Genomic DNA, 24,620 nt, shown 5'->3' with positions numbered 1-24,620 from the left:
TGTCAGCCCTCTCCCTTCGCGGCCTGTTCCCGGGCCCGCTGGCGTTTCATTCTTTCGCGGGGATGCAGCTTTTCCGGAAGCGGCGGCAGGTTCGGCCAGGGTCTGAAGGCCAGAAGGCTGGCAAACACCGCCCAACCCAGCAAAGGCAGCGCCAGCCAGACCAGCCAGACCACGGGCAGACCAGCCCGATGTAACAGCCGCCGGCCGGGCCACAGGGCGGCAAGGGTCAGGACCACATGTACCACCAGGGCCAGTTGCCAGCCCCCCATCCCCGCTTCCGCCCCGTCCATCACCCGATCCGCCATCAAAAACCGTCAGGGGGAGATAGCATGAAACGGCATTGGGTCAACATGGTAACGACCGGGACAAAAAAACCCGGTTCCCCGCGCCGCCAGCGGAGGAACCGGGCCGAACCGCGACCGACCGGGCTGCGGTGATGGAAAACAAGGGTCAGAAGCGGACGCGGGCGCCCGAGATCAGACCGTTGACGTCCTTGTACTTGACCGTGCGCGTGTCATAGCTGTGGTTGCGATAGCTGACATAGAAATCGGTCGCGAACGCATCGATCGTCTGCACATACCCGACCGACCAGGCCTTGGCGTCGCCACCGGCGATGGCCAGATCCTTCTGCACCAGATAATCGACCACGAAGGCACTGTTACCCAGGCCGGTCACATTGGCCAGGTAACCAAGCTTGCCATACCAGAAGTCGCTGTCGCGGGGACCGACATCGCGGGTGCCGGCGGCGGCCGTCACATTGAAGCCGCTGGCGAACTTGACCGAGATGGAGCCGTTTGTCTGGGTATCGAAACCGGTGCGGCTGTCATTGTCGGCATAGCCGATGGCGCCCGCGACCTCGGTATCACCGATCTTGCCCGTATAGCGGGCGGCGAAATCCGTGGCCCCGCCTTCGATGAAGCTGGTCGACAGCATGAAGCCGCCGAAGCTGGGCGTGTCGTAGCGCAGGCGGTCGTCACGGCTCAACCCGTCGAAATTGTTGAAGACGGTATTGATGTTGGGGCCGGCCGCACGGTTCGCCTTGTTACGGAACAGCACCCCGCCGAACAGCGAGCCGACATCCGTATGGCTGACCAGCGTGGCCGTGCCCGACAGATCGACCTCGGACGTCACATTGGTGGCCGTGTCGCCCTGACCCACCCAGAGGCGGCCAAAGCTCTTATGCTGGACCCAGAATTCGGCCTTGCGCTCATTCACGGAGAAGGCGCCGGCATCCGTGCCGAAGCCGGTGGCGCGGGAGGAGCCGGAGCTGGTTTCGAACTCGATGTCCGAACCGGCCGTCCAGTTATCGTCCAGCTTCGCCTGACCAGAGACCCGGATGCGGGTGGAGGCCTGGGCGTTGTCCACGAACATCGTGTCACTGTCATAGCCGTCATCGGCGAATTCGACGGCCCGGCCGATCTGGCCCGACAGGGTCAGCTTCACCTTGCTGTTGCCGGACTGCGTGACCTGCGGCGCCTTGAAGACATCGGCGGAGACGAGCGGGGCATCCTTGCTGGCCGGCGGGCCGGCGGGGGTGCTGGGGGCCTTTTCCAGCTTTTCGATGCGGGCCATCAGGGCCTGCACCTGGGCGCGCAGCGCCTCGACCTCACCGGCCGGGGCCTGCTGCGCCTGGGCCGGGGCAGTGGAAACGGCAAGCAGCGCAGCACCGGCCAGGAACGTGGCGGTGATCCGGGGCGAAACTCTCATCGGCAAATCCTCCCGTGGGCGGCCCCGTTCCGGGGCACTCGTTTATTACAGTACGGCGTCAAAGATGTGACAGACCACCTGTTTGGCGTGCAAGATGTCGGGTTCCCACGCACATGTGGTCGTATCGCAACAGTGATGGCGGTGATGTGCCGTGGAAATGATTGGGATCGACGATGGGATCGAGCCGTCTATTACTGTCCGACACATCAGAACGATATGATTGTGACAATGGGTGTCATTAAACTGTAACCCCGACCTTTGGCGTGGGGCCGGGTACGGTTAAGATGCGTGACATCCGTGCCACAGGTGGCGGGCATGGCACCCTGTCGGGGGCGGCACTGGTCAGCGGCGCCGCATGCCCTTATGGTCCGCCCCGCCTTTCCCGCCACATCTATTGCGCCAGGGCCGACGATCATGATCCCCCGCTACTCCCGCCCCGAAATGACCCGCATCTGGGACCCGGAGAACCGGTTCCGCATCTGGTTCGAGATTGAGGCCCATGCCTGCGATGCGCAGGCCAAGCTGGGTGTCATCCCGGCCGAGGCCGCGAAGGCCGTATGGGATCGCGGGGCCTGGGAGATCGACCGCATCGACGAGATCGAGCGCGAGACCAAGCATGACGTCATCGCCTTCCTGACCAACCTGGCCGAACATGTCGGCCCGGAGGCACGATTCGTCCACCAGGGCATGACCAGCTCCGACGTGCTGGACACCTGCCTGGCCGTGCAGATGACCCAGGCCGCCGATCTGCTGCTGGCTGATCTGGACAAGCTGCTGGACGCCCTGAAGCGCCGCGCGCTGGAGCACAAGTACACGGCCACCATCGGCCGCAGCCACGGCATCCATGCCGAGCCGACCACCTTCGGCGTGAAGCTGGCCGGCCATTACGCGGCCTTCGCCCGCAACAAGACGCGCCTGCAGGCCGCCCGCGCCGAGATCGCGACCTGCGCCATCTCCGGTGCGGTCGGCACCTTCGCCAATATCGATCCGTTCGTTGAGGAATATGTGGCGGAGAAGCTGGGCCTGACGGTGGAGCCGCATTCCACCCAGGTGATCCCGCGCGACCGCCATGCCATGTTCTTCGCGACCCTGGGCGTCATCGCCGCCAGCCTGGACAATCTGGCCACGGAAGTCCGCCACCTGCAGCGCAGTGAAGTGCGCGAGGCGGAGGAATATTTCTCGCCCGGGCAAAAGGGCAGCAGCGCCATGCCGCACAAGCGCAACCCGGTACTGTCGGAGAACCTGTCGGGCCTGAGCCGCATCGTGCGCGGCTATGTCACCCCGGCGCTGGAGAATGTCACCCTGTGGCATGAGCGCGATATCTCGCACTCGTCCGTGGAGCGCATGATCGGCCCCGACGCCACCGTCACCCTGGATTTCGCCCTGGCCCGCGCCACGGGTCTGGTGGAAAAGCTGGTGGTCTATCCGGACAATCTGCAGAAGAACCTGGATATGCTGGGCGGCCTGCACAATTCGCAGCGCGTGCTGCTGGCCCTGACCCAGGCGGGAATGAGCCGTGAGGACGCCTATCGCGCGGTGCAGCGCAATGCCATGCCGGTCTGGCTGGAAGGCAAAGATTTCCGCACCATGCTGAAATCCGACGCCGATGTGATGAAGCACCTGACGGCGGCCGCCATCGATGACGCCTTCGACCTGGGCTATCACACCAAGCATGTGGACACGATCTTCCGCCGCGTGTTCGGCGAGTGATCGCAGGGCCGGCAGCATAAGTGCTGCCGGCGTGAAGCGTGGGTGAGATCGGGGCCCCTGCATTGCTTGAAACAGCAGTGCAGGGGCCTTTTTCTTTGGCACCGCCCCTCCAACAGCGGCGTTGGAAAGGCCCCACTTCATGCATGGCGGGGTTGCATTCTGCTACGCGGGCGATGGCCCCCATCGCCGCGCCAAACGTCCGCTGACGGACAGTCTCGCGCCCCAACCTGTTCATTTTCGGACAATCGTCGCGATGATCGCAGGGCGATCCAGCCATCATTTGGCCATTTTCGCCACTTTGTGGACGCATATGGCGTCACAGCCCCTGGATATTTTCCAGAATATGCCAAAAATCCAGTTGGCACACCCTTTGCTGATACAGGGTCATCGAAAGACACGAACCCACGGAGATGAAGATGACCAGCCTGACGAACCAGATCGAAGCCGCCGACGACAACATTGTGGAAAGCTTCTTCGCCTCGCTGCCCACCGTCGCCGATCTGATCGAAGCCACCACTGTGCTCGCCATCGCCGGCCTGGTGGCGCTCAGCCTGAATATGATGCTGTAAACCAGCCCCGTTTACCCCGACCCCCTTCGAGATCAAGGAGACTTTCCATGTCCGCTTACATCAACGCCGCCGCCCATGACGCCGATGAAGTCCTGTCCGGCTTCGGTGCTTTTCTGAAGGATGGCGTCAGCGCGGTCGAAGCCGCCACGGTTCTGTCCGTTGCCGCCTTTATCGCCATGGTTCTGAACACGCTGCTGTGATGCCCCTGCCCCATCGGCAGCCGCCGGGGGGAATCGGCCGGAAGGCCGGCCGTTTAGAAGAGACTGACGCCGTACAGACGGCATGCTGGCCGCCGAAGGCGCCATTGCCCGCCCCCGATGGGGTGGCAGCCTGATGATCCGACATTCACCAATGCGTGATCCGGGCTCAGTGCCGGGTCTGACCCCATACCCAGGACCCGACGATGGCCGCACTGGATACGGCCTCCGCTTCCGGGTGGTGCCATTGATAGACGGCCATGGCGACATCCAGACAATGGGTATCCGGCACCCCGCGCGACCGCATCTCCCGATAGGCGCGGGTAACGGCGGAGCGGCAGCACTCACCGGTCCCCGCCGCCGAATGATCTGCGCAGGGTTTGCCCAGAAATTCCTTGGGAATGTCGTCCCGTCCCATGTGCATCAGACCTTCGAACCGTGGCCACCGGGCACATAGGTCCGTTCCACCACGGGACGGTCCTTGCGCACGCCGTAGAGTTCCAGCCGATGGCCGATCAGGCGGTAACCCAGCTCATCGGCGATCTTCTGCTTGATCGTCTCCAGTTCCTCGCTGGAGAATTCGACCACCTCACCCGTCTGCACGTCGATCAGGTGATGGTGATGCTCATCCCGCGCCTCTTCATAGCGGGCGCGGCCATCGCCGAAATCCAGCCGCTCGATGACATTCGCCTCTTCGAACAGGCGCATGGTGCGGTAGACGGTGGCGATGGAAATATGCGGATCGATCTCCACAGCCCGCCGGTAAACCTGCTCCACGTCCGGGTGGTCTTGGCTGTCCGACAGCACGCGGCTGATGACGCGGCGCTGTTCAGTCATCTTGAGGCCCTTTTGGACGCAAAGCTGTTCGAGGCGGGATGGCATGTCCGTCGTCTCCGATCCGGTTCTCATGGCGAATTATGCGCCAACATATGGACCATCCCGCGCGCCAAGGCGAGAGGGATGGACGTATTCATTCGATAAATCCACGTTATACCGGCGTCAAGGCTGGCAGTTCCCTGTCCAGCAGCCCCAACAGCGCCGATAGCTGTGCCGGGGTCAGTCGCGCGATGTCGCGGGCCAGAAGATTGGCCACCAGCGTATGGTCGGGTGTCAGCCCCGCCGTATCCACGGTGACGCGCGGGTCTGACAGGGCGGCCAGCCGCTCCATCTCCTCCGCCGCATCCCAGATCAGGCCGAAATAGGTGCAGATCTGGCGCAGCAGCATCGGCGATGGCACCCCCTTGTGCCCATGTTCCAGGGCGGAGAGATAGGCCGAGGATATTTCCAGCTCATCCGCCATCTGTTTCAGGCTGGCGCCCTTTTGGGCGCGAAGCTGACGGACACGGCTACCAAACGGGGTCATGGGCACCGGAGTGGAACAACGGGATGGAGGGGGTCAGCATAGCCGGGTCTGCGCGGACGGCAAACCATCTGTCGGCAAAATGACAAGAGTTCACTGATATATAGTTTTACATCTGCGATGCGGGACCGGGCGCTGTATCGGGCCAAGACCGGCGGGCGCAACCGGGTTGAAACCGTCACGGGTTGACCATCGGCGCTGTGTAGCTTAGAAACCGGCCCCTTTTGCCGGGTTGAAGGGTTCAGGATCATGGTGGCGTGCGGGCTGGATTTCGGCACCTCCAATTCCACGCTGGGCGTGGCGGATGACGCGGGCACACGCATGCTGTCGCTGGAGGGCGAGCATGATACGCTGCCCAGCGCCATTTTCTTCGATTTTGAGACCCACCGCCCCGCCTTTGGCCGGGCCGCCATCAATGCCTATGTGGCGGGGGGCGACGGGCGCCTGATGCGGTCGATCAAATCGGTGCTGGGCACCAGCCTGATCGATGAGGAGACATTGCTGGGCCGTCGCCGCGTGGGCTTCCGCGAGGTCATCGGCCTGGTCATCCGCCATATCAAGGAAGAGGGCGAGCGCCGTTGCGGCCGGGAACTGACCCATGTCGTCCATGGCCGGCCCGTGCATTTTGTCGATGGCGATGATGCCGCCGACCAGCGGGCGGAAAACGCACTGGCCGACATTGCGCGGGCCAGCGGTTTCAAGGATGTCAGCTTCCAGTATGAGCCGATCGCGGCGGCGCTGGCCTATGAGGCGCAGATCAATGCCGAGCAGATCGCCCTGATCGCCGATATCGGCGGCGGCACGTCGGACTTTTCCATCGTGCGCATTGGTCCCGACCGGGCGCCCCGGACGGAACGGGCCGATGACATCCTGGCCAATGACGGCGTACGCATCGGCGGCACGGATTTCGACCGGCTGTTGAGCCTGGAAGCGGTGATGCCGCATCTGGGCTATCGGTCACCGCTGCTGCGTCCGGGGCTGCTGACGCCGAACCATCTTTATGTGGATCTGGCTACCTGGGCCAAGATCAACTTCCTGTACAGCCCGGCCGTCCTGACCGATGTCGAACGGCTGGTGAAGGAGGCGAAGCATCCGCAACTGATCCGCCGGCTGGTCACGGTGCTGGAAGAGCATCTGGGCCACGCGCTGGCCATGAAGGTGGAAGAGGCAAAGATCGCGCTGTCGGGGTCCAGCACTTTCGATATCGACCTGTCGCTGGTCGAAAAGGGCCTGGACGCCCCGTCCACCCGTGGCCGTCTGGCGGCGGCCGTCGCCGATCCCGTGGAAAGGCTGGCCGCCATGACCACGGACTGCCTGCGTCAGGCCGGCCTGCGCCCCGATCAGGTGGACGCCATCTTCCTGACCGGTGGTTCCACACTACTGCCGGCCGTGCGTGGCGCCATCACGGGTGCCCTGCCGGAGGCCCGCATCGTCGAAGGCGACAAGTTCGGCGCCGTCGGCCTGGGCCTGACCATCGAGGCGGGGCGGCGCTACGCCTGACCCCGTTTCCCAATACCAACCTGCCCTGCTCCGTTACCGATCACGGCGGATTCCCTGTCCCCTCATTGGCCGGGCCGGTGCATCCGCGCCCGTAGCGGACTGGTACTACATCCCGCCCTGCCCCTTGGTGCCGTGCGGCCGCTCGCCCATGCCATGGGCGGAATAGCGGGCGACCGCATCAAAGGCGGCGGAACGGAACTGCCGTCGCCACAGCACATAGGTGACCAGGGTCACCAGGGCGGCGAAGGCATAGGGGTGGATCATCCAGCCCAGGCTGGCAAAGGCGTAGTAATAGCCGCGCAGGCCGCGGTTGAAGCTGGTGATGGCCAGGGTCATCATCTTGGCCGCCGCCTTGGCCGTTGTCAGCGCCTCTTCCCCCGGGTCCAGCGGCGCGCCGCCGATCAGGGCGATGGTGTAGTTGAACTGCCGCACGGCCCAGGTGAAGGAAAAAAAGCTGTAGACGAAGATGGCCAGCAGCAGCAGCAGCTTGGCCTCGAACACCGGCTTTGCGGTGGGCTGGGTGAAGCCCAGTTCCATCACCACCTTGTAGGAGCTTTCCGACGAGGCCAGGATGCCCAGCAGGCCCGCCAGCACCAGCACGGTTGTGGAGGCGAAGAAGGAGACGCTGTGGATCAGATGGCCCATCAGCATGCTGTCCATCACCCGGTTGTCCCGGTACAGCATGTTGGTCATCCAGCGGATACGGATACGCAGCATATGCTGGTTCAGGCTGGTCGGCGCCCCCTGACGCCGGTCGGTCAGCCAGCCATAGCCCCACCAGAGCAGCACGAACCAGACGAACGCCGCGCCATCCAGCAGCGTCAGCGACGTAAATAGCGGCGGCATGGGAACACCCTCAGCCCAGGCGGTAACGCGGCGCCACCAACCCGTTCAGATAGTTCTTCAGTTCGGATGTCAGCGGCTCGAATTTCACTGACACGGAACGGGTGGTCGCGTCCAGCGCCATCACCCGGGCCTGCACGGGAACCGGGTCGCCGGCCCCCGGTGCCGCCACCAGCAGCGTGACCAGTTCGCCTTCCTGGTAATGGCCCGGGTCGGCATCCAGCGCCAACCCGCCAAAGGACCAGTTACGGGTGCGGGCCGTCCCCTTGCGGCTGCCCACGGCCAGAGGCGGCTGCACGAACCGGCGCAGGCGGCGGCGCTGCTTGGCATCGCCATCCCCGCTCCGCGTGGCGCCCGCCAGATCGGCCCCGCGCATGTTCACACCCGTGACGATGGCGCCGGCCAGATCGGCCTTGCGCAGGATGGCACCGGACAGGACGGCATTGGTCAGGTCGGCCCCGCGCAGGATGGCGCCATCCAGATTGGCAGGCCAGGTGCGGCCGCCGGACAGGGTCTGCGCCGTCAGGTCGACCCCGGCCAGATGGGCCCCCGACAGGTTGGCCCGGCGCAAGGTGGCGCCCGACAGGACGGACCCGTCCAGCACCGACTGTGACAGGTCGCTATAGGACAGGTCGGCCATTTCCAGCCGGTTGTCGGACCAGTCGGCCGAAGCCAGCCTGCAGCGACGCAGGCGGGCGCCGGCCAGGTTGCGGCCATGCAGCACCAGCGGGTCCAGTTCCGCCATGTCCAGGTCCAGGCGTGCGCCCTTGGCCCCGCCCGTTTCGATCCATTGTTCATGGCCATCGATCATGGCCGACAGTTCGGCGGTCGGGATGCGCCGGCGGCTGGGCGAGGCGATCATGGTGGTGACACCCTCGGGCAGATGCCGGCCGCGCGACAGCATCTCGCTGTCCACCATCGTGCCGGCAAGCTGCGCACCCATCAGGTTGGCGCCCGTCAGGTCAACGCCCAGCATCACGCATTTCGACAGGTCGGCCCCGGCCAGATCGGCATCCATCAGGTCGGCCCCCGTCAGGTCGCACCCCGTCAGCTTGGCCGAACAGAGGATGGCACGTTCCAGCCGCGCCTCCGTCAGAACCGCTGCGCCGTCACGCTTGGTGGCGCCGCTGCTGTCGGACAGGGTGCCGGACCGGAAATCGGCACCGCGCAGGATGACATCGTTCAAGGTGGCCCGGTGCAGGTTGGCGCCGCGCAGGTCCGCCCCCATCAGGTTGGCCCCGGTCAGTTCGGCTCCCTCCAGATCGGCGCCGAACAGATCGGCCCGCGCCAGATCGGCACCTTCCAGGTTGCATCCCGACAGGTTGGCCCCGGCCAGTTTCGCCTCTGCCAGGCGCACGCCCTTCAGGGTCAGGCCCGACAGGTCCTGGAAAGCCAGTTCGGCCCGTCTTCCGCCCTTGCCGTCAAGCCATTGGCGGTGAAGCTGAAATTCCTTGCGCAGCAGATCAAGGTCGCGGGCGGGCGTGGCTGGATTGGTCATTGGTCGTTGGCCCCGGAAACCGGCATCGGTGATGATTGCATCCGCACCCTACGCTAGAGAATAAAGCTCCACAATCCTGCGAAGCGATGTGTTCCGCGAATGGTTGACCCAACCTGTCCATCGCGTATAATACGATCGTTCGTTCTTTTCACAGGCAAGCGCCATGACCCCCCGCACACGCAGTTACGATTGGGACGCCACCCCGCTGAATATGGACCTGCTGGCCACGCTGCCGGGGATCGACATCATACGGATGATCGCGCAGGGCAAACTGCCAGCGCCCAGCATGGCCGCCACAATGGGGATGAGCCTGCTGCCGGGCGAGGTGACGGAGGGCGCGGTCGCCTTCCAAGGGGAACCGGGTGACCATGTGCTGAACCCGCTGGGCACGGTCCATGGCGGTTTCGCCGCCACGCTGCTGGACAGCGCCATGGGCTGTGCCGTGCATACGCTGCTGCCGGCCGGTGCGGGTTACGGCACGGTCGACCTGAAGGTCAACTTCCTGCGCCCCATTCTGCGCGATGCCGGCATCGTGCGGGTGGAAGGCAAGGTCATCAATGCCGGCCGCACCCTGATCCTGGCGGAAGGGCGGGTCGTCGGGCGCGACGATGGCAAGCTCTACGCCCACGGCACCAGCACCTGCTTTGTGCAGGCCGGACGCTGAGCCCAGCGACTACTCTATTATTTATTCATCTTCTAGTAGTCATCCTGCAGGGCTGCCGTGGGTGGGGATATAGTTCAGGGCGGCGGCGATGATATCGACCCCGACCTGCCCGTGTCCCGCCCGCGCATGCCCCTCATCCGTCGCAGCAAGGCGGTAATAATTCACCAGGAACACGCGGATGGCCGCCGTCAGGGAGGCGGCGGCCGGCTTGCGTTCCACGATGCGGGTGCAGATGTCATGGACGTTATGTCCTTCACGTGACGCGACATCCGCCAGGGCATCCCACATTTCGGGCTCCATGCGCAGACTGGTGCGCTTGCCCAGAACAACGACGTTGCGGATAACCAGGGTGCTGCTGCCATCAGGCAGTTCTTCACCCGTGAAACGCTTCGAACGCGGCGGCACTGACGCCTCCCCTTTCTGATCTCTGATTGACCCCCGCATAAATCAATATGCAGACACATAAACCTATATGTCACGTCATATGACCAGATCAATTAAAATCAGTCTCGGGTAAAGGCGGTTGCCGCCGGGCGGGCGCATGGCCCATGGGGATACCATCCGCACCGTGCAGAATGGGCACGGGACAGGCCGCCGAAGCCGATCAATTCCGATAGGTCGGAATTTATCAGCACTGGCATCAGTCCAGGTCGGCTTCCAGCGCTTCCATGTCGGCGTCGCTGAAACCGAAATGATGGCCGATCTCATGGATCAGCACATGGCGGACCAGATGGTCCAGATCCTCTCCCGTCTCGCACCAGTAATCCAGGATGGGACGGCGGTAGAGGAAAATCAGGTCCGGTTCCAGGCGCGGCTGCGTCACGCTCTGCCAGGGCATGCCGACACCACGATACAGACCCAGCAGGTCGAACGGGCTTTCCAGGCCCATTTCGCGCTCCGTCTCCTCGTCGGGGAAATCCTCCACCCGGATCAGGACATTGCGCACATGGCTGCGCAGGGCCTCGGGAATGGTTTCGGCCGCGCGGGCGGCAATCGATTCCATCTCTTCCAGGGTCGGGGCGGTGGTGAAGCGGCGCAGCGAGGTCATGGGATACCAATCAGGACAAACAATAACCGGGCAGTCATGGCGGCTTGACGCCGCCCCCGCCCCGGTCCACCTACAGGCCAGCAAATCCTGATCAGGAGGAAGACATGACGCAAGCCCAAACCGGCCGCCCGCCGAAACTGGACCCCGATGCCGTGACGGCTTCGCTGGGGACCCTGCCCGGCTGGACGCTGCGCGCCGATCAGGCGGCAATCGTGAAAACCTTCCGTTTCAAGGATTTCAACGAGGCGTTCGGCTTCATGACCCGCGTCGCCATCCTGGCCGACAGGATCGACCATCATCCCGAATGGTTCAATGTCTATAACCGCGTCGATGTCACACTGAACACCCACGATGTCGGCGGACTCAGCCGCCTGGACATCGAGATGGCGACATTCATGGAGCAGGCGGCGCGCTGACCCCGCCCGCCTTCATCGCCGCCAGCATCGCCGTCACCAGCTTGGCGGCGTTGCTGGACGCCAGCGCCATGAAGGTGGGGATGCGGTTTTCATCCGGGTCGGCACCGGCCAGATCGGACACGGACCGGAAGATGATATAGGGCACGCCATTCTGTTCGGCGACCAGGGCGACGGCAGCGCTTTCCATATCCACGACCCTGGCCCCGATGGTGCCGTTCAGATAGGTGCGCCAGCCGGCATTGTCCATGAAGGCCGGGCCGGAGACACCGTCCCCACCCATGATGATCTTGGGACTTGTCTCAAGACAGGTCTTGTTGGCGGCGCATTTATCCAGCTTCACCGCCACCACAGCCTTCTCCGCCAGGGCGAACAGGCCCGCATCGGTTTCGAACCAGAATTTGCGCACCGGTTCCGCCTTGCCCGGCACCCGGACATAGGCGTTGGAGGGCTGGATCACCCCATAGGCAGGATAGGGCAGGCTGGCCCATGGCACGGGTTTCAGCGCACCATCGGCCCCTTCCCGCACAAAATGGCTTTCCAGATACTGGCCCCAGCGGCGGGGCACGGCCACGTCACCGATATGCAGGTTGGGGTCAAGGCCCCCGGCAATGCCGCTGAACAGCAGGGCATCCACCTTGAACCGGTCCAGCAGCATCTGCGTCGTCATGGCGGCATTCACCATGCTGACACCTGACAGGACCAGGACCACGGGCCGGCCCGACAGGGTGCCCAGCGTGAAATCCACGCCATGCACACTCATCACCTTCTTGTCCTTGGTATTGGCCAGCAGGGTGACCAGTTCCGGCGCGAAGGCCGACATCACGGCGGTGCGCGGCGTGTCGTCCAACAACTCCGCCCGCGCCGGTGCCAGGAACAGCAGCAGGGTCAGCAGGGCGGGGATCAGCCGGATCATGAAGACGCCATCCATGTTGCAGTGCGGGATGAACATGGTGGCGACAGATGACAAGCACGTCAATGGGGAGGGCAACCCCTCCCCACCGGCCGCATTAAACCAAGGGTCATGGCCCATGCCCCTTGGAGGCCGCCGACTGGCGGTCCGCACCCATGTGCGCGTAAGCACAAGCCGCCGGATGGCGGCGCCCGGCGCGTGAGGGCGCGTGCACAGACCAAGAGCCATGCTCCATGGCTCTTGGCATTAGGCCTTCTTAGACTTGATCCAAGCCTCAACCTGTTCGCCCAGCACTTCCAGCGGCACGGCCCCGGTGCGCAGCACCAGATCATGGAAGCCGCGCAGGTCGAACTTCGCCCCCAATGCCTTCTTGGCCTTGTCGCGCAGGTCCAGGATCTTCAGCATACCGACATAATAGCTGGTGGCCTGGCCGGGGCTGACGATGTACCGGTCGATCTCGCGGATCACCTGATCCCGGTTCAGCGGGGTGTTGGCCACGAAATAATCGATGGCCTGTTCACGGGTCCAGCGCTTGGCATGGATGCCGCTGTCAACGACCAGCCGGACAGCCCGCCAGATCTGCGTCGTCAGCCGGCCGAAATCGGCATAGAGGTCCTGGTAGAAGCCGTATTCCTTGGGCAGGCGTTCGGCATAAAGGCCCCAGCCCTCGATATAGGCGCCGAAAAAGCTGTAGCGGCGGAATTCCGGCACGTCGCCCAGTTCCTGGGAAATGGCGATCTGCATGTGATGGCCGGGGATGGCCTCGTGATAGACGATGGCGTCGATCTGCCATTTCGCCATTTCCCGCATATTGGCGAGGTTGGCGTAGAAGATGCCGGGCCGCGAGCCATCGGGCGTGGGCTGGTTATAGAAGGCGGGCGGGGCGGACTTTTCACGATAGGGTTCGACCCGCTTCACGATGACGGGGGCCTTGGGCTTGGTGATGAACCATTCGTCCAGACGCTTGGAAAAGTCCGCGATCACCTTTTCGCAATGGGCCAGATAGGCGGCGCGGCCGGCATCATCGTCGCTGAAATAGAATTGCGGATCGGTGCGCAGATGGTTGAAGAATTCCGGCAGGCTGCCCTGGAATCCCACCTTGCGCATGATGCCATGCATCTCTTCCTGCAGCAGGCCCACATGTTTCAGGCCCAGATCATGGATCTCGGCCGGGGTCATGTCCGTCGTGGTGCTGTTCTTCACGCAGAAACGGTAATAGGCGTCGCCGTCGGGCAGCTTCCAGACACCGTCATCCTGGGTGGCGACGGCTTCCAGCTTGGCCACGGCAGCGTCCATCGCCTCATAGGCGGGTTTGACCCGGCTGGCCAGGATGGCGGCGGCCTCCGCCACCAGCTTGTCCTTCTCCGCCTGCGGAATGGACAGGGCCCCGACCTTCTTCTTGAAATCGGCGTACAGCGCGCTGTCCGGCCCCTGGTCGAACGGGGCGCCGGTGATGACGGAGCGGATGTCAGGCCGCATCTTGGTCAGGGAAAATTTCGGCGGCACCACACCCCGCGCGGCCGCATCCTCCCCCCGGCGGATGACATTCTGGATGACGACGGGAATGCCGTTCAGACGGGCCAGATAGGCCCGCGCGTCCGACACATCGGCCACTTCCTGCTGATTGGCCAGGAAGCTGGGGATACCGGTATGGCGGCCATACAGATGGTTCAGCGGATAGCGGTGGTTGCGCCAGCGATGTTCCTCAATATCCGCCTCGCACTGCGCCTCATACAGGCGGAAATTCAGCCGGTCGGCGGCATCCAGCTTCGCCGGGTCCCACCCCTGGCGCAGCAGGTCCAGCGCCTGACGGGTGCGGGCGACGACGGCTTCGGCAAAGGCGTCACTGCCATCATCCCAGCGGTCGTAACCGGTCTTGCGCCCAAGCTGCGTCTGGGTTTCCGGCGACAGGGACAAGGCCGCCTCGAACGTTTCCGCGAAGAAGGCCTGCAGTGCCGCGGCATCGCCCTTGTTCTTGGGCTTGGCCGCATCCGACAGGGACAGGGGACCGGGCAGACCCTGGGCAAAGGCGGGCAACGGGGCGGTGGCGGCCAAGGCAAGACCGGCCGTACCGGCCAGCCACTGGCGACGGGTGATGCTGAGACGCATGGATCGCTGTTCCGTTCTGATTATCGTACAGATCCGCGACTATAACCCGTGTTTCACATGAAACAACGGGTCCAATCTGCCGTCAGGAGGCCAGCCAGGCGGCGTTTTTCAGGCCCTTCACGAAGGCTTCATGGGCCGCCAGCTCGTCTGGTGGCGGGGCATGCGGTCGGGCGGGCCGGAAGGTCCGTTCCGCCCGCGTCGGGCCGCCATCCGTGGCCGACCGGTTCTGGGACGGGCCGCCGGCCAGCACCAGATCGGGCTGCCGCCCGCCCATCAGTTCCAGATAGACCTCAGCCAGAAGCTGACTGTCCAGCAGGGCGCCGTGCAGGGTGCGGTTGGAATTGTCGATCTCGAACCGGCGACAGAGTGCGTCCAGGCTGGCCGGCGCGCCGGGGAAACGCTTGCGCGCAATCTTAACCGTATCGACGACCGGGTTGGACAATTTGCCCATGCCGATCCGCACCAGTTCCATATTCAGGAAACCGATATCGAAGGAGGCATTGTGGATGACCAACTGGGCATCCCCGATGAATTCCAGGAAGTCACCCACGATGGCGGGGAACAGGGGCTTGTCGGACAGGAACGCCGCGGACAGGCCATGTACCGCCTCTGCTTCCGCCGGCATGTCGCGTTCAGGGTTCAGGTAGGTGTGGTAATGCTTGCCCGTGGACACATGGTTGAACAGTTCCACACAGCCGATTTCGACGATGCGATCGCCGTTCAGCGGGTCGATGCCCGTGGTTTCGGTGTCGAGGACGATCTCACGCATGGTGGTTCAGGCCTTTCGTGCCGGTGACCAGACACGGCCCTGCCGGTGCTTCAAGATAGATACGATGCGGCGCAGGTGGGACAGCGTCAAGCGCCGGCCCAAACCGGTCGGCACCACAAAGTCGGCCCGCCGCCGCTTCACCTGATCGGGCACCTGGCGGGCCAGGATATTGGCCAGCTTGGCCGGGGTCATGCCGGGCCGGGCCAGCACGCGCTGACGCTGCAGCCAGGCGGGGGCCGAGACGACGGCCACGGCATCCACACGCCGCTCCCCCCGTGTCTCATACAGAAGCGGGATATCCATCACCACCACCGGCACCCGCCGGCGGGCACAGCGTTTCAGGAAGGCATCGGCATCGGCGCGGGTCAGCGGATGCACCGCCTCCTCCAGCCGTTTCAGGGCGTCGGGTTTGCCCAGTACGCAGGCAGCCAGGGCCGCCCGATCCACGGCGCCATTCTTCACGGCATCGGGGAACAGCGCCTGCACACGCGGCACCGCCCGGCCCCCCTTGGCGTAAAGCCGGTGGACCGTGGCGTCGGCATCATGCACGGGACAGCCCAGGCGGCGCAGCATGATGGCCGCCGTGGACTTCCCCATGCCGATGGAACCGGTCAGGCCCAGGATGATCATCGCGGGTCCAGCACAAAACGGCGCAGATCCTCGGTCACCTGCGGATCGGTGCCGAACCAGGCATGGAAACCCGGCCGCGCCTGATGCAGCAGCATGCCCAGCCCATCCACGACGGGATTGCCCCGCGCCGATGCGGTGGCAAGCAGGGGCGTGACCAGCGGGACATAGACGATATCGGTGACGATCGCGTCCAACGGCAAGGCCGAGAGGTCGATTTCAAGGGGCGGATAGCCCGTCATGCCCTGGCTGGTGGAATTCACCAGCAGCACGGCGCCGTCCAGCGCCGCATCCCGCCCGTCCCAGGCCCCGACCTTGATCCGGGGGTCGCCCAGATCGGCGGCGATTTCGGCCGCCCGCGCCTGGGTACGGTTCAGCAGGCGAATTTCCGGGGCGCCGGCATCCAGCAGGGCGACAACCACGGCCCGCGCCGCGCCGCCCGCCCCCAGCACCACCGACGGACCCTGTGTCACCGACCAGGAGGCCGGCGCACTGGTGATCAGGTTTTCCCAGAAACCGAACCCGTCGGTATTGCGCCCTTCCAGGGTGCCGTCGGGTGCCACGATGATGGTGTTGACAGCGCCGATGCGCCGCGCGCTGCTGTCCAGCCGGTCGACGATGCGGAACGCCACCTCCTTGTGCGGGATGGTGAGGTTGCAGCCGCGAAAGCCCATGGCCGGCAAGGCCCGGATCGCCTGTTCGGCCCGGTCGGGTGGCACGGCCAGAGGCACATAGGCCCCGTCGATCCCATAATGGCGCAGCCAGAAACCATGCAGCAGCGGGCTGCGTGAATGGCCGACAGGCCACCCCATGACACCCGCGACCAACCCCTTACCCGTCAGCATTCAGATACGCTCCCCGTCAGACCGGCAGAACCTTGCGCACGCGCAGGAAATCCAGCAGCGGCAGCAGGGGCAGACCCTGGATGGTGAAATGGTCACCCTTCACCTTGTTGAACAGTTGCGCCCCCAGCCCTTCCACCTGATAGGACCCGGCACAGGACAGGACGGCATCACCAGCCGCATCCAGGTAGCGGTCGATAAAACTGTCCGACAGGGACCGCATGGTCAGGGTGGCATGGTCGATATGGTGCCAGACGCGCGCGCCATTGTGGAACACCACGACGGCCGAATAAAGCGTATGGGTCCGGCCCGACAGCAGGCGCAGATGATTGGCGGCATCGGCCCGGTCCAGGGGCTTGTCGAACCAGCGGCCATCACATTCCAGCATCTGGTCACCACCCACGACATAGGGACCGGTATATTTGCGCGCCAGCTTGGATGCTTTCAGGTCGGCCAGGGCTTCGGCCACCTCTGGCGGCTTCATGCCGGCGGCCTTGCCTGACAGCTTGATCTCCTCCTCATCCACCCGCGCGGCCTCGGCATGCACCTCCACTCCGGCCGCTTCCAGCATGCGGCGGCGCGAAGCGCTGGCCGAGGCCAGGATGATGGGTTCGGATGACAGGAAGACAGGCATCAATCATTCCCCTTGGGTGCATTCTCCCCCGTCACGGCGGCAGCGGCAGCCACCACCTGCGGACGGCGGCGGGCCAGCAGCATCATGACCTCGGCCGCCGTCTCCTCGATCGACCGGCGGGAAACATCGATGACGGCCCAGCCCTTGCGCGTGAACAGGCGGCGGGCCTCCAGCAATTCCTCCCGCACCCGTTCGGGATCGGTATAGGAAGTGTCGTCGCCCTGGTTCAGCAGTTTCAGGCGGTTGCGGCGGATCTGCACCAGCCGTTCCGGGTCCTTGGTCAGGCCCACGATCAGTGGGCGTTTAAGCTGGTCCAGTTCCGGCGGCAGCGGGCAGTTCGGCACATAGGGGATGTTGGCCGCCTTGATGCCCCGATTAGCCAGATAGATGCAGGTCGGCGTCTTCGACGTGCGGCTGACCCCCACCAGGATGACGTCGGCATCATGCAGCCCCCAGGCGCTTTGCCCGTCATCATGGTTCAGCGCAAAATCCATGGCGTCGATGCGGCCGAAATATTCGGCCGTCAGCGCATGCTGCCGCCCCGGCTTGGACTGGCTCTGCAGGCCCAGATAGGTACCCAGCGCGTTGATCAGCGGGTCCAGCACCGAAATGCTGGGAATGGCCAGTTCCCGGCAGGTGTCCTGCAGCTTGTGCCGCAGCTTCTCGTTCACCAGGGTGAACATCACCAGGCCTGGATTTTCCCGGATACCTTCCAGCACCATGTCCAACTGCCGTTCGGTGCGGACCAGATTCCAGAAATGTTCGATCGGGTGCACCTGATCGAACTGGCTGACACAGGCGCGGGCGACGGAATTGATCGTCTCCCCCGTCGCATCGGACACCAGATGCAGATGGAAATTCCGGGGTGCGTTGGGCGCCTTGATATGGCTGCCATGGTGATCGCCGGGATGCATCCTGTGAACCGCTCCTGGGGATATGTCGGGGACGGATGTGTGTGAATGGGCCTGAAATGCGTAGCCGGGCTTTTCCATCCCTGGCAAGCCCGACTTTATCGGCCCTGTTGTGCGGGCTGGGATTAAGTCTGCGGGTTTGCCTTAGAATCAAGGACGAATCGGACAAGACGACAAGATTGTCCCCATATCGCAATGATCCCCGTAAACCCAGCATTTGCGCGCGTCTTGCAACGGGGTCCATAAAGTTTTCCACACTTTTTTTCCACACCCCCGCCGTCAAACCGGTTTGTGGACAAAAATGCGGACAAGAAGGAATTACCGTTATCCACAGGACCTACTACTCCTCCAATCCTTTCATTAAAAAAGTTAAGTTTTAAGAGAGGGGTTGGGATAAAGTCTGGCACCCTTGAAGCTTACCGTGATCCGGGTTCAACCATGACTATGTCCGCCCCCGCCCCGCAGAAGAAGATGCTGGCCGCCCTGGCAGGCCATCCGCAGACGCCGCCGCCCTTCTGGCTGATGCGTCAGGCGGGCCGCTATCTGCCCGAATACCGGCAGGTGCGGGCACAGGCCGGTGGTTTCCTGGACCTGTGCATGAACCCGGAACTGGCCTGCGAGGTGACGCTGCAGCCGCTGCGCCGGTACGGCATGGATGCGGCCATTCTGTTCTCCGACATCCTGATCATCCCACATGCCCTGGGACAGGGGCTGCGCTTTGCCGAAGGCGAGGGGCCGGTGCTGGACCCCATCCGGGACCAGCAGGGCCTGTTGAAGCTGGATCTGGACGGCCTGCACCGGAAAGCGGCGCCCGTGTACGAGACGGTGTCACGCATTCGGGCCGCCCTGGATGAACGGACGGCCCTGATCGGGTTCGCCGGCTCTCCCTGGACCGTGGCCTGTTACATGGTTGAAGGGGGCGGATCGAAGGAATATGCGCATGTGAAGCGCTTCGCCTATACCGACCCGGTCGGCTTCAACCGGCTGATCGACATCCTGGTGGAGGCGACGGTCGAATATCTGTCCATGCAGATCCAGGCCGGTGCCGAACTGGTGCAATTGTTCGACAGTTGGGCCGGTGCCCTGTCCGCCGCCGATTTCCAGCGCTTTGTGGTGGCCCCCACCCGCCGGATCACGGCGGCGCTGAAGCAGCGGCACCCGGACACGCCCATCATCGGCTTTCCGCGCATGGCCGGCCTGAACCTGGAAAGCTTCGTCGAGCAGGCGGGTGTGGATGCCGTGTCGCTGGACCCCGGCGTGCCGGCGGCGTGGGCGGCGGCACACCTGCAGGGCAAGGTGGCCGTGCAGGGCAATCTCGACCCTGTCCTGCTGATCGCGGGCGGTGAAGCCATGGACAGGGCGGTCATCGACCTGCTGGAAACACTTGGCAATGGCCCCTTCATTTTTAACCTGGGCCACGGCATCATCAAGGAAACACCACCGGAAAACGTATCTCGTTTGGCCGGGTTGATCCGGGACTGGAAGCCTGCCACAAGGGATTGATTCCTCAATCCCATAGTTTGTGTGCCGGTGGTGACAGCCTCTGTTCGGGACCGTATTGCCATCGTTCTGATGCAGCCGGGCCAGCCCGTCGCGGATGGGCTGATCCTGCCCTATCTGCGTGCCCTGCTGGCGGCGGCGCGCAAATATCCGCCCTCCCTGCCCATACGGGCACTGATCGGGCTGCGGGCCCGCCGTCTGGCCCGGCATTTCATCCTGGATGATTTGACGGAGGCGGCCGACGAACCGCTGGTTGCCGGGCTGGAGAATGCACTCTGGGGGGATGGCATTGTCCAGGTCTTTGCCGCCGGGCTGTTCGCAGCGCCCTCCCCCATCGTCATTGCCCATGATGTGGCGGCGTTCCGGCCGGACCGGCTGGTGCTGGTGCCGCCTGCACCCCTGTTTTCCGGCGGGCTGAACGGAACGGCGCTGCAGGTCTGGGGCCGGGCCGCGCAAGCCGCGGGGCTGGAGGTGGCGACCAGCAGCCTGTGCTGCCATCCCACCGACCCGGCCGTCCTGCGTGGTCTTTCGCGTCAGGTGGCGGGGCTTTCGGGAAGGGCCGATACGGGGTCGTTGCTGCTGGTGGCGCCGGGCACGGGCTGGTCCGGGGGTGATCCCTTGGCCTGGCAGATGGATCGGCTGTCGCGTGAGCTGGCCCGCCTGCTGGATATCGCGCCGACACGCATCACGGCGGCGCGGCTGGATATACCCGGCTTCGACGGAGGGGGGTTGCCCACGGTAGAACAGGCCATCCGGCGCACCCGTGCCCCGTCATTGTCCATCCTGCCCCTGACCACCTGGCCCCTGCTGCGCGCGGCTTGGGCCGATTACCTGGATGAATGGCGCGAACAGGCGGCTTCTGCAGGCATCCTGTCCTTGACCCTGGCCCGTCCCGCCCTGACCGATGGCGGTGATCTGGCGCCGCTGGTGCGGCAGGCGCTGGCCGGGCGCGCCGGCGTCTGTGCGGGGTTCGGCCGGCGCCTATGCCCGGATGATCACCCCCATTGCCCGCATCGGCGCATGGCGGTGGCTGCCATGCATGGGCAGACCATGGCTTGATTATGCCGGCCTTTGGCCCCAAGTTCGGGGATGAGGCCTCCTTGGGCATGATCAGGACCGTAGAAGATGTTCATCCAGACCGAAGACACCCCGAACCCGGCGACCCTGAAGTTCCTGCCGGGCCGTGATGTTCTGGGCGCCGGCACGGCCGATTTCACCGATGCGGCGGACGCGGCCACCCGCTCTCCCCTGGCGGAGCGGCTGTTTCAGGTGGAGGGTGTGACCCGTGTGTTCCTGGCCGGTGATTTCGTCACCGTGACCAAGGATGCCGGCCGCGACTGGTATGTGATGAAGCCCGGCATCCTGGGCGCCATCATGGAACATTTCGCCACGGGCAAACCCGTTTTGACGCAGGTCAAGGCGGACGATAATCAGGTCAACGAAGATGATGACGAGATCGTCGCCCAGATCAAGGAACTGCTGGACGCCAAGGTGCGCCCGGCGGTCGCCCAGGATGGCGGCGATATCACCTTCCATGGGTTTGAGAAGGGTGTCGTCTATCTGGCCATGAAGGGTGCCTGCGCCGGTTGCCCCAGCAGCACGGCGACTCTGAAGGCGGGTATCGAGAACATGCTGCGCTATTACATTCCAGAGGTTGTCGAGGTGCAGCAAATCCGGTAAGGTCTCCTTCCGATCCATAAAATGCGCCTCAATTCGGTCGCAATGGGTTGGGATAGAAGGCGTCGATAGATGGTGTGCCGGGGGGTTGGTGCCCCTTTTGCGGGGAATTAGACCCCACCGGCACAAAATCCGGACTGCGGTAAAACCCAGGAAGGGGCCGCTGGAAGGTTATGCTATTGACGCTGTCGGGCCGGCCTTATTGAGGGCCATCGGCCAAAGTGCGGAGTTTGCTCCGGCAAAATGACGGGCGCGTCCCCCGAGCTGGGGGCGCGGCGCGTCCATTCGGCTTGGACTGTAAAGGATTGAAATACAATGCAGACAGACGCGAACGAGGGCCTTGATGGCCCCCGCGGTACGGCTGCCCGCATATGGGGCATGTCCGCCCTGTTCCTGCTCATCACCGTGATCATTCCGGGTACTGTGTTCATGAGCGCGTCCAGCCGTTCGCTGGACAGGACGGCGCGGGAATTCCTGCTGCCGGTGCTGCGGCCGGATCCGGGCTTCACGGTCGAGGTGGCAGCCGCCAGCACGCGCCATGACCCGGCTTTCAAGTTGGACGCAAAGGCGACGCTCGACCTGTTCCATTCCCGGGAATACCGGATCGAAACGGTGCGCAGCGGCGAAACCGCCGTGCCACGGCTGGTGTTGACCGATCTGCCGACGGGCATGACGGCACTTGAAAGCAGCGACGACCGTAAGGCCTTGTTTGTGAAGACGCTGCTGCCTCTGATCCTGATGGCCAATGAACGGATCGAGCAGGATCGCGACCGGCTGCGCCGGCTGCATGCCGTCAAGCTGGGGGGGCAGAGCCTGGCCCCGCAGGATCGGCGTTGGCTGGCGGAACTTGCCGTCCGCTATGGCATGAATCCCGACGGGGAAACCAATACCAAGGCGCTGTTGCAACGGGTTGATGTGGTGCCCGTTTCCCTGGCCCTGGCCCAGGCGGCGGAAGAAAGCGGCTGGGGTACCTCCCGCTTTGCCCAGAAGGGCAATGCCCTGTTCGGCCAATTGACCTTCAAGGCGGAGGATGAGGGCATCGTGCCCCGTAACCGCCGCCAGGGCGAAACCCATCGCTTCAAGGCCTTCGATGATCCGAAGGGCAGCGTGGAAAGCTATATCCATAATCTGAACACGCACCGGGCCTATTCGCAGTTCCGTCAGATGCGGGCCGGCCTACGGAGCCAGGGCAAGCCCATCGAGGGGTTGACCCTGGTCAATTCCCTGGGGGCCTATTCGGAACGCGGTGAGGATTATCTGCGTACCATCCGATCCCTGATCCGGGTCAACGCCCTGTCGGATTTCGACAAGGCGGTGTTGAGCGAGGATCAGATGGAGGAAGTGGTCGGTCCCCGCACACGGGCCGAGATCGCCCGCGACCATGGCGTGGTCCCGGCCAGCATGCGACGCTGATCGGCGTCTTGCGGCTTGCCCTCATGCCTGTGATGGCCGATATCACAGGTATGAGTGGTTTCCAGCCCAAGGATGTGACGATGAGTGACGTGCTTTCCGATGCCGCGCTTGACCAACTGTTCCGCGCGGCCCGTTCCTATAATGGTTTCACCGACCAGCCGGTGGCCGCCGAAACCCTGCGCCAGGTTCATGATCTGCTGCGCTGGGGCCCGACCAGCGCCAATTGCTGCCCGTTGCGTATCGTCTTCCTGACGACACCGGCGGCCAAGGAACGGCTGCGTCCGGCCCTGTCAGCCGGCAATCTGGCCAAGACCATGTCGGCCCCGGTCACGGCTATCCTGGCCTACGACACACAGTTCGCCGAGCATCTGCCCCGCCTGTTCCCGCATGTCGATGCCCGTCCCTGGTTCGCCAATCCGGACGTGGCCTTTGAAACGGCGTTCCGCAACAGCACCCTGCAGGCGGGTTATTTCCTGCTGGCGGCGCGCGCCGTGGGTCTGGATTGCGGCCCCATGTCGGGCTTCGACCAGGGCAAGGTGAATGCCGAATTCTTCGCCGACGGCCGGTTCAAGGTGAATTTTATCTGCAATCTGGGCTATGGCGATCCGGCCAGCCTGTTCGACCGCAGCCCGCGGTTCGATTTTGAGGATGTGTGCCAGGTCCTGTGATCTTCCCGGTCGCTGGCCAAAAAGCAAAACCCCGCCATCCCCAGGATCGGCGGGGTTTTTTCATGCGCGGACCGAAACCGGTCACTCGTCGGTGTTCAGACGCTCACGCAACTGCTTGCCGGTCTTGAAGAAGGGGATGACCTTTTCATCGACATCCACGCTTTCGCCGGTGCGGGGGTTGCGGCCCGTCCGGGCATCGCGGCGCTTCACGGAGAAGGCACCGAAGCCGCGCAGTTCCACCCGGTCGCCCCGGGCCAGCGCTTCCGTGATCTCGTCAAAGATCGTGGTGACAATCTTCTCCACGTCCCGCTGGTACAGATGCGGGTTGCGTTCGGCCAGTCGCTGGATCAGTTCCGACTTGGTCATGCCTTTTCATCCCCCCTGGGACCTGGAGCCTTCTCGAGGACCCCGGCCTTCACCGACCGGCCAGCGGCCCGGCCGAAGGTCACGGGCCATCGGCCACCTTTGTTTAACCAAGGAAAGATTGCCCCAGCCGGGCCGGCGGCGCAAGGGTAAGTCTTTCTGCGAAAACAGTTTTCTTAGGTCCAATAGACGGGTGCCCGCCAAGGCCGCATGCGCGCCATGCCATCAGCCTCTCTTGCACCCTTCCCACCCGGTCCTAATATTCAAAATCCGATCGCGGCCTGGGTGCCGCGTCGCCGCCGGGGACGACCCCGGATGGTCTCTGATACCGGTGGGGACGACCCTTCCATGATGGAGAAAACTCCATGGAATGGGTTTATCTGCTGGCCGCCGGCCTGTTCGAAATCGGTTTTGCGCTGGGGCTGAAGGAAAGTGCCGGCCTGTCCCGTCCCCTGCCCAGCCTGATCATGCTTGTCTGTCTGGCTACCAGCCTGTGGCTGCTGGCAATGGCCATGCGGACCCTGCCTCTGGGCACGGCCTATGCGGTCTGGACGGGGATCGGCACGGCGGGTGCCGTTCTGGCCGGCATGATCATGGCCCGGGAAGGGTTCGATCCTGCCCGTCTTGCCTGTGTGGGCTTGATCCTGGCGGGTGTCGCGGGGCTGAAGCTGCTGGAACGCTGATC

At 64.1% G+C, this 24,620-nt stretch carries 29 protein-coding genes; 12 read left to right on the top strand and 17 right to left on the bottom strand.

Annotation, left to right across the window (positions count from 1 at the left end; translation table 11 throughout):
* Positions 1-2: 2 nt before the first annotated feature.
* Positions 3-305 carry a hypothetical protein gene (locus tag KBA48_RS02310; protein WP_292903314.1) on the bottom strand — a complete coding sequence of 101 codons (303 nt, stop codon included), beginning with the start codon at positions 303-305 and terminating at the stop codon, positions 3-5.
* A 145-nt stretch (positions 306-450) separates the two neighbouring features.
* Complete coding sequence (locus KBA48_RS02305; RefSeq protein WP_292903312.1) at positions 451-1,707, bottom strand: hypothetical protein; 1,257 nt, start codon at positions 1,705-1,707, stop codon at positions 451-453.
* 414 nt (positions 1,708-2,121) lie between these two features.
* Between KBA48_RS02305 and purB the strand changes: the two genes are divergently transcribed.
* The 3 genes from purB to KBA48_RS02290 all read left to right on the top strand — a co-directional run bounded on the left by purB (position 2,122) and on the right by KBA48_RS02290 (position 4,186).
* Positions 2,122-3,417 (top strand): adenylosuccinate lyase, encoded by a 1,296-nt coding sequence (gene purB / locus KBA48_RS02300; RefSeq protein WP_292903311.1) that lies wholly within the window; start codon positions 2,122-2,124, stop codon positions 3,415-3,417.
* Positions 3,418-3,833: 416 nt separating this feature from the next.
* Positions 3,834-3,986: a hypothetical protein gene (locus tag KBA48_RS02295; protein WP_292903310.1), complete on the top strand. Its 153-nt coding sequence runs from the start codon at positions 3,834-3,836 to the stop codon at positions 3,984-3,986.
* 47 nt (positions 3,987-4,033) lie between these two features.
* On the top strand, positions 4,034-4,186 hold the full coding sequence (locus tag KBA48_RS02290) for a hypothetical protein (RefSeq protein ID WP_292903309.1): 153 nt from the start codon (positions 4,034-4,036) through the stop codon (positions 4,184-4,186).
* A 166-nt stretch (positions 4,187-4,352) separates the two neighbouring features.
* Here the strand turns inward: KBA48_RS02290 and KBA48_RS02285 are convergent, their stop codons facing one another.
* From KBA48_RS02285 to KBA48_RS02275, 3 genes are all read right to left on the bottom strand, one after another.
* Positions 4,353-4,607 (bottom strand): hypothetical protein, encoded by a 255-nt coding sequence (locus tag KBA48_RS02285; protein ID WP_292903308.1) that lies wholly within the window; start codon positions 4,605-4,607, stop codon positions 4,353-4,355.
* Positions 4,607-5,065, bottom strand: a complete 459-nt coding sequence (locus KBA48_RS02280) for a Fur family transcriptional regulator (protein WP_292903307.1) — start codon at positions 5,063-5,065, stop codon at positions 4,607-4,609. The genes KBA48_RS02285 and KBA48_RS02280 overlap by 1 nt, the downstream gene beginning before the upstream one ends.
* 106 nt (positions 5,066-5,171) lie before the next feature.
* Positions 5,172-5,546 carry a helix-turn-helix domain-containing protein gene (locus KBA48_RS02275; protein WP_292903306.1) on the bottom strand — a complete coding sequence of 125 codons (375 nt, stop codon included), beginning with the start codon at positions 5,544-5,546 and terminating at the stop codon, positions 5,172-5,174.
* 246 nt (positions 5,547-5,792) lie between these two features.
* On the opposite strand from KBA48_RS02275, the gene KBA48_RS02270 reads away from it, so the two are divergent.
* The gene (locus KBA48_RS02270) at positions 5,793-7,043 is read left to right on the top strand and encodes an Hsp70 family protein (RefSeq protein ID WP_292903305.1); all 1,251 of its coding nucleotides are present in this window, start codon (positions 5,793-5,795) and stop codon (positions 7,041-7,043) included.
* A gap of 105 nt (positions 7,044-7,148) precedes the next feature.
* On the opposite strand, the gene KBA48_RS02265 is transcribed toward KBA48_RS02270, so the two are convergent.
* Together KBA48_RS02265 and KBA48_RS02260 are read right to left on the bottom strand one after the other, a co-directional pair.
* The gene (locus tag KBA48_RS02265) at positions 7,149-7,889 is read right to left on the bottom strand and encodes a DUF599 domain-containing protein (protein WP_292903303.1); all 741 of its coding nucleotides are present in this window, start codon (positions 7,887-7,889) and stop codon (positions 7,149-7,151) included.
* A 10-nt stretch (positions 7,890-7,899) separates the two neighbouring features.
* Positions 7,900-9,384, bottom strand: a complete 1,485-nt coding sequence (locus KBA48_RS02260) for a pentapeptide repeat-containing protein (RefSeq protein ID WP_292903302.1) — start codon at positions 9,382-9,384, stop codon at positions 7,900-7,902.
* Between the two features lie 163 nt (positions 9,385-9,547).
* Here KBA48_RS02260 and KBA48_RS02255 point away from each other — a divergent pair, with 163 nt between their 5' ends.
* Positions 9,548-10,048 (top strand): PaaI family thioesterase, encoded by a 501-nt coding sequence (locus KBA48_RS02255; RefSeq protein WP_292903301.1) that lies wholly within the window; start codon positions 9,548-9,550, stop codon positions 10,046-10,048.
* A gap of 39 nt (positions 10,049-10,087) precedes the next feature.
* Here the strand turns inward: KBA48_RS02255 and KBA48_RS02250 are convergent, their stop codons facing one another.
* Both KBA48_RS02250 and KBA48_RS02245 read right to left on the bottom strand, forming a co-directional pair.
* Positions 10,088-10,453, bottom strand: coding sequence for a ribbon-helix-helix domain-containing protein (locus KBA48_RS02250; RefSeq protein WP_292903300.1), 366 nt, complete (start codon positions 10,451-10,453; stop codon positions 10,088-10,090).
* Between the two features lie 235 nt (positions 10,454-10,688).
* Positions 10,689-11,096 carry a metallopeptidase family protein gene (locus tag KBA48_RS02245; protein WP_292903299.1) on the bottom strand — a complete coding sequence of 136 codons (408 nt, stop codon included), beginning with the start codon at positions 11,094-11,096 and terminating at the stop codon, positions 10,689-10,691.
* A gap of 104 nt (positions 11,097-11,200) precedes the next feature.
* On the opposite strand from KBA48_RS02245, the gene KBA48_RS02240 reads away from it, so the two are divergent.
* Positions 11,201-11,512, top strand: a complete 312-nt coding sequence (locus KBA48_RS02240) for a 4a-hydroxytetrahydrobiopterin dehydratase (RefSeq protein ID WP_292903298.1) — start codon at positions 11,201-11,203, stop codon at positions 11,510-11,512.
* Here KBA48_RS02240 and KBA48_RS02235 read toward each other — a convergent pair.
* The 7 genes from KBA48_RS02235 to KBA48_RS02205 form a co-directional block, all read right to left on the bottom strand.
* A complete protein-coding gene (locus KBA48_RS02235; protein ID WP_292903297.1) occupies positions 11,490-12,425 on the bottom strand; it encodes a 5'-methylthioadenosine/S-adenosylhomocysteine nucleosidase in 936 nt (311 codons plus the stop codon). The two genes, KBA48_RS02240 and KBA48_RS02235, sit on opposite strands and share 23 nt — an antisense overlap.
* Positions 12,426-12,668: 243 nt before the next feature.
* Positions 12,669-14,531 (bottom strand): DUF885 family protein, encoded by a 1,863-nt coding sequence (locus tag KBA48_RS02230; protein ID WP_292903296.1) that lies wholly within the window; start codon positions 14,529-14,531, stop codon positions 12,669-12,671.
* A gap of 82 nt (positions 14,532-14,613) precedes the next feature.
* Entirely contained in the window at positions 14,614-15,300 is a 687-nt protein-coding gene (gene dnaQ / locus KBA48_RS02225) for a DNA polymerase III subunit epsilon (RefSeq protein ID WP_292903295.1), read from the bottom strand.
* A gap of 6 nt (positions 15,301-15,306) precedes the next feature.
* Positions 15,307-15,930, bottom strand: coding sequence for a dephospho-CoA kinase (gene coaE / locus KBA48_RS02220; RefSeq protein WP_292903294.1), 624 nt, complete (start codon positions 15,928-15,930; stop codon positions 15,307-15,309).
* Positions 15,927-16,772 carry a shikimate dehydrogenase gene (locus KBA48_RS02215; RefSeq protein WP_292903293.1) on the bottom strand — a complete coding sequence of 282 codons (846 nt, stop codon included), beginning with the start codon at positions 16,770-16,772 and terminating at the stop codon, positions 15,927-15,929. Before KBA48_RS02215 ends, coaE begins: the two co-directional genes overlap by 4 nt.
* 16 nt (positions 16,773-16,788) lie before the next feature.
* Positions 16,789-17,403: a nucleoside triphosphate pyrophosphatase gene (locus KBA48_RS02210; RefSeq protein ID WP_292903292.1), complete on the bottom strand. Its 615-nt coding sequence runs from the start codon at positions 17,401-17,403 to the stop codon at positions 16,789-16,791.
* A complete protein-coding gene (locus tag KBA48_RS02205) occupies positions 17,403-18,317 on the bottom strand; it encodes a pyruvate, water dikinase regulatory protein (protein WP_292903291.1) in 915 nt (304 codons plus the stop codon). Before KBA48_RS02205 ends, KBA48_RS02210 begins: the two co-directional genes overlap by 1 nt.
* Before the next feature lie 441 nt (positions 18,318-18,758).
* On the opposite strand from KBA48_RS02205, the gene hemE reads away from it, so the two are divergent.
* The 5 genes from hemE (at position 18,759) to KBA48_RS02180 (ending at position 23,572) form a co-directional block, all read left to right on the top strand.
* On the top strand, positions 18,759-19,817 hold the full coding sequence (gene hemE / locus KBA48_RS02200; protein ID WP_292903434.1) for a uroporphyrinogen decarboxylase: 1,059 nt from the start codon (positions 18,759-18,761) through the stop codon (positions 19,815-19,817).
* 30 nt (positions 19,818-19,847) lie between these two features.
* Complete coding sequence (locus KBA48_RS02195; protein ID WP_292903290.1) at positions 19,848-20,873, top strand: hypothetical protein; 1,026 nt, start codon at positions 19,848-19,850, stop codon at positions 20,871-20,873.
* A 66-nt stretch (positions 20,874-20,939) separates the two neighbouring features.
* On the top strand, positions 20,940-21,494 hold the full coding sequence (locus KBA48_RS02190; RefSeq protein ID WP_292903289.1) for a NifU family protein: 555 nt from the start codon (positions 20,940-20,942) through the stop codon (positions 21,492-21,494).
* 375 nt (positions 21,495-21,869) lie between these two features.
* Positions 21,870-22,904, top strand: coding sequence for a glucosaminidase domain-containing protein (locus KBA48_RS02185; RefSeq protein WP_292903287.1), 1,035 nt, complete (start codon positions 21,870-21,872; stop codon positions 22,902-22,904).
* Positions 22,905-22,984: 80 nt separating this feature from the next.
* Positions 22,985-23,572: a malonic semialdehyde reductase gene (locus KBA48_RS02180; protein WP_292903286.1), complete on the top strand. Its 588-nt coding sequence runs from the start codon at positions 22,985-22,987 to the stop codon at positions 23,570-23,572.
* Positions 23,573-23,653: 81 nt separating this feature from the next.
* On the opposite strand, the gene ihfB is transcribed toward KBA48_RS02180, so the two are convergent.
* Positions 23,654-23,938, bottom strand: coding sequence for an integration host factor subunit beta (ihfB, locus tag KBA48_RS02175; RefSeq protein WP_054168028.1), 285 nt, complete (start codon positions 23,936-23,938; stop codon positions 23,654-23,656).
* 362 nt (positions 23,939-24,300) lie between these two features.
* On the opposite strand from ihfB, the gene KBA48_RS02170 reads away from it, so the two are divergent.
* The gene (locus KBA48_RS02170) at positions 24,301-24,618 is read left to right on the top strand and encodes a multidrug efflux SMR transporter (RefSeq protein ID WP_292903281.1); all 318 of its coding nucleotides are present in this window, start codon (positions 24,301-24,303) and stop codon (positions 24,616-24,618) included.
* The last annotated feature ends 2 nt before the right edge of the window (positions 24,619-24,620 follow it).

The sequence above is a fragment of the Niveispirillum sp. genome (genome assembly GCF_017996735.1).
In the GTDB taxonomy this organism is placed as follows: domain Bacteria; phylum Pseudomonadota; class Alphaproteobacteria; order Azospirillales; family Azospirillaceae; genus Niveispirillum.
The sequence above is the reverse complement of the archived record's forward strand: the minus strand, read 5'-3'. Positions and strand labels throughout refer to the sequence as shown.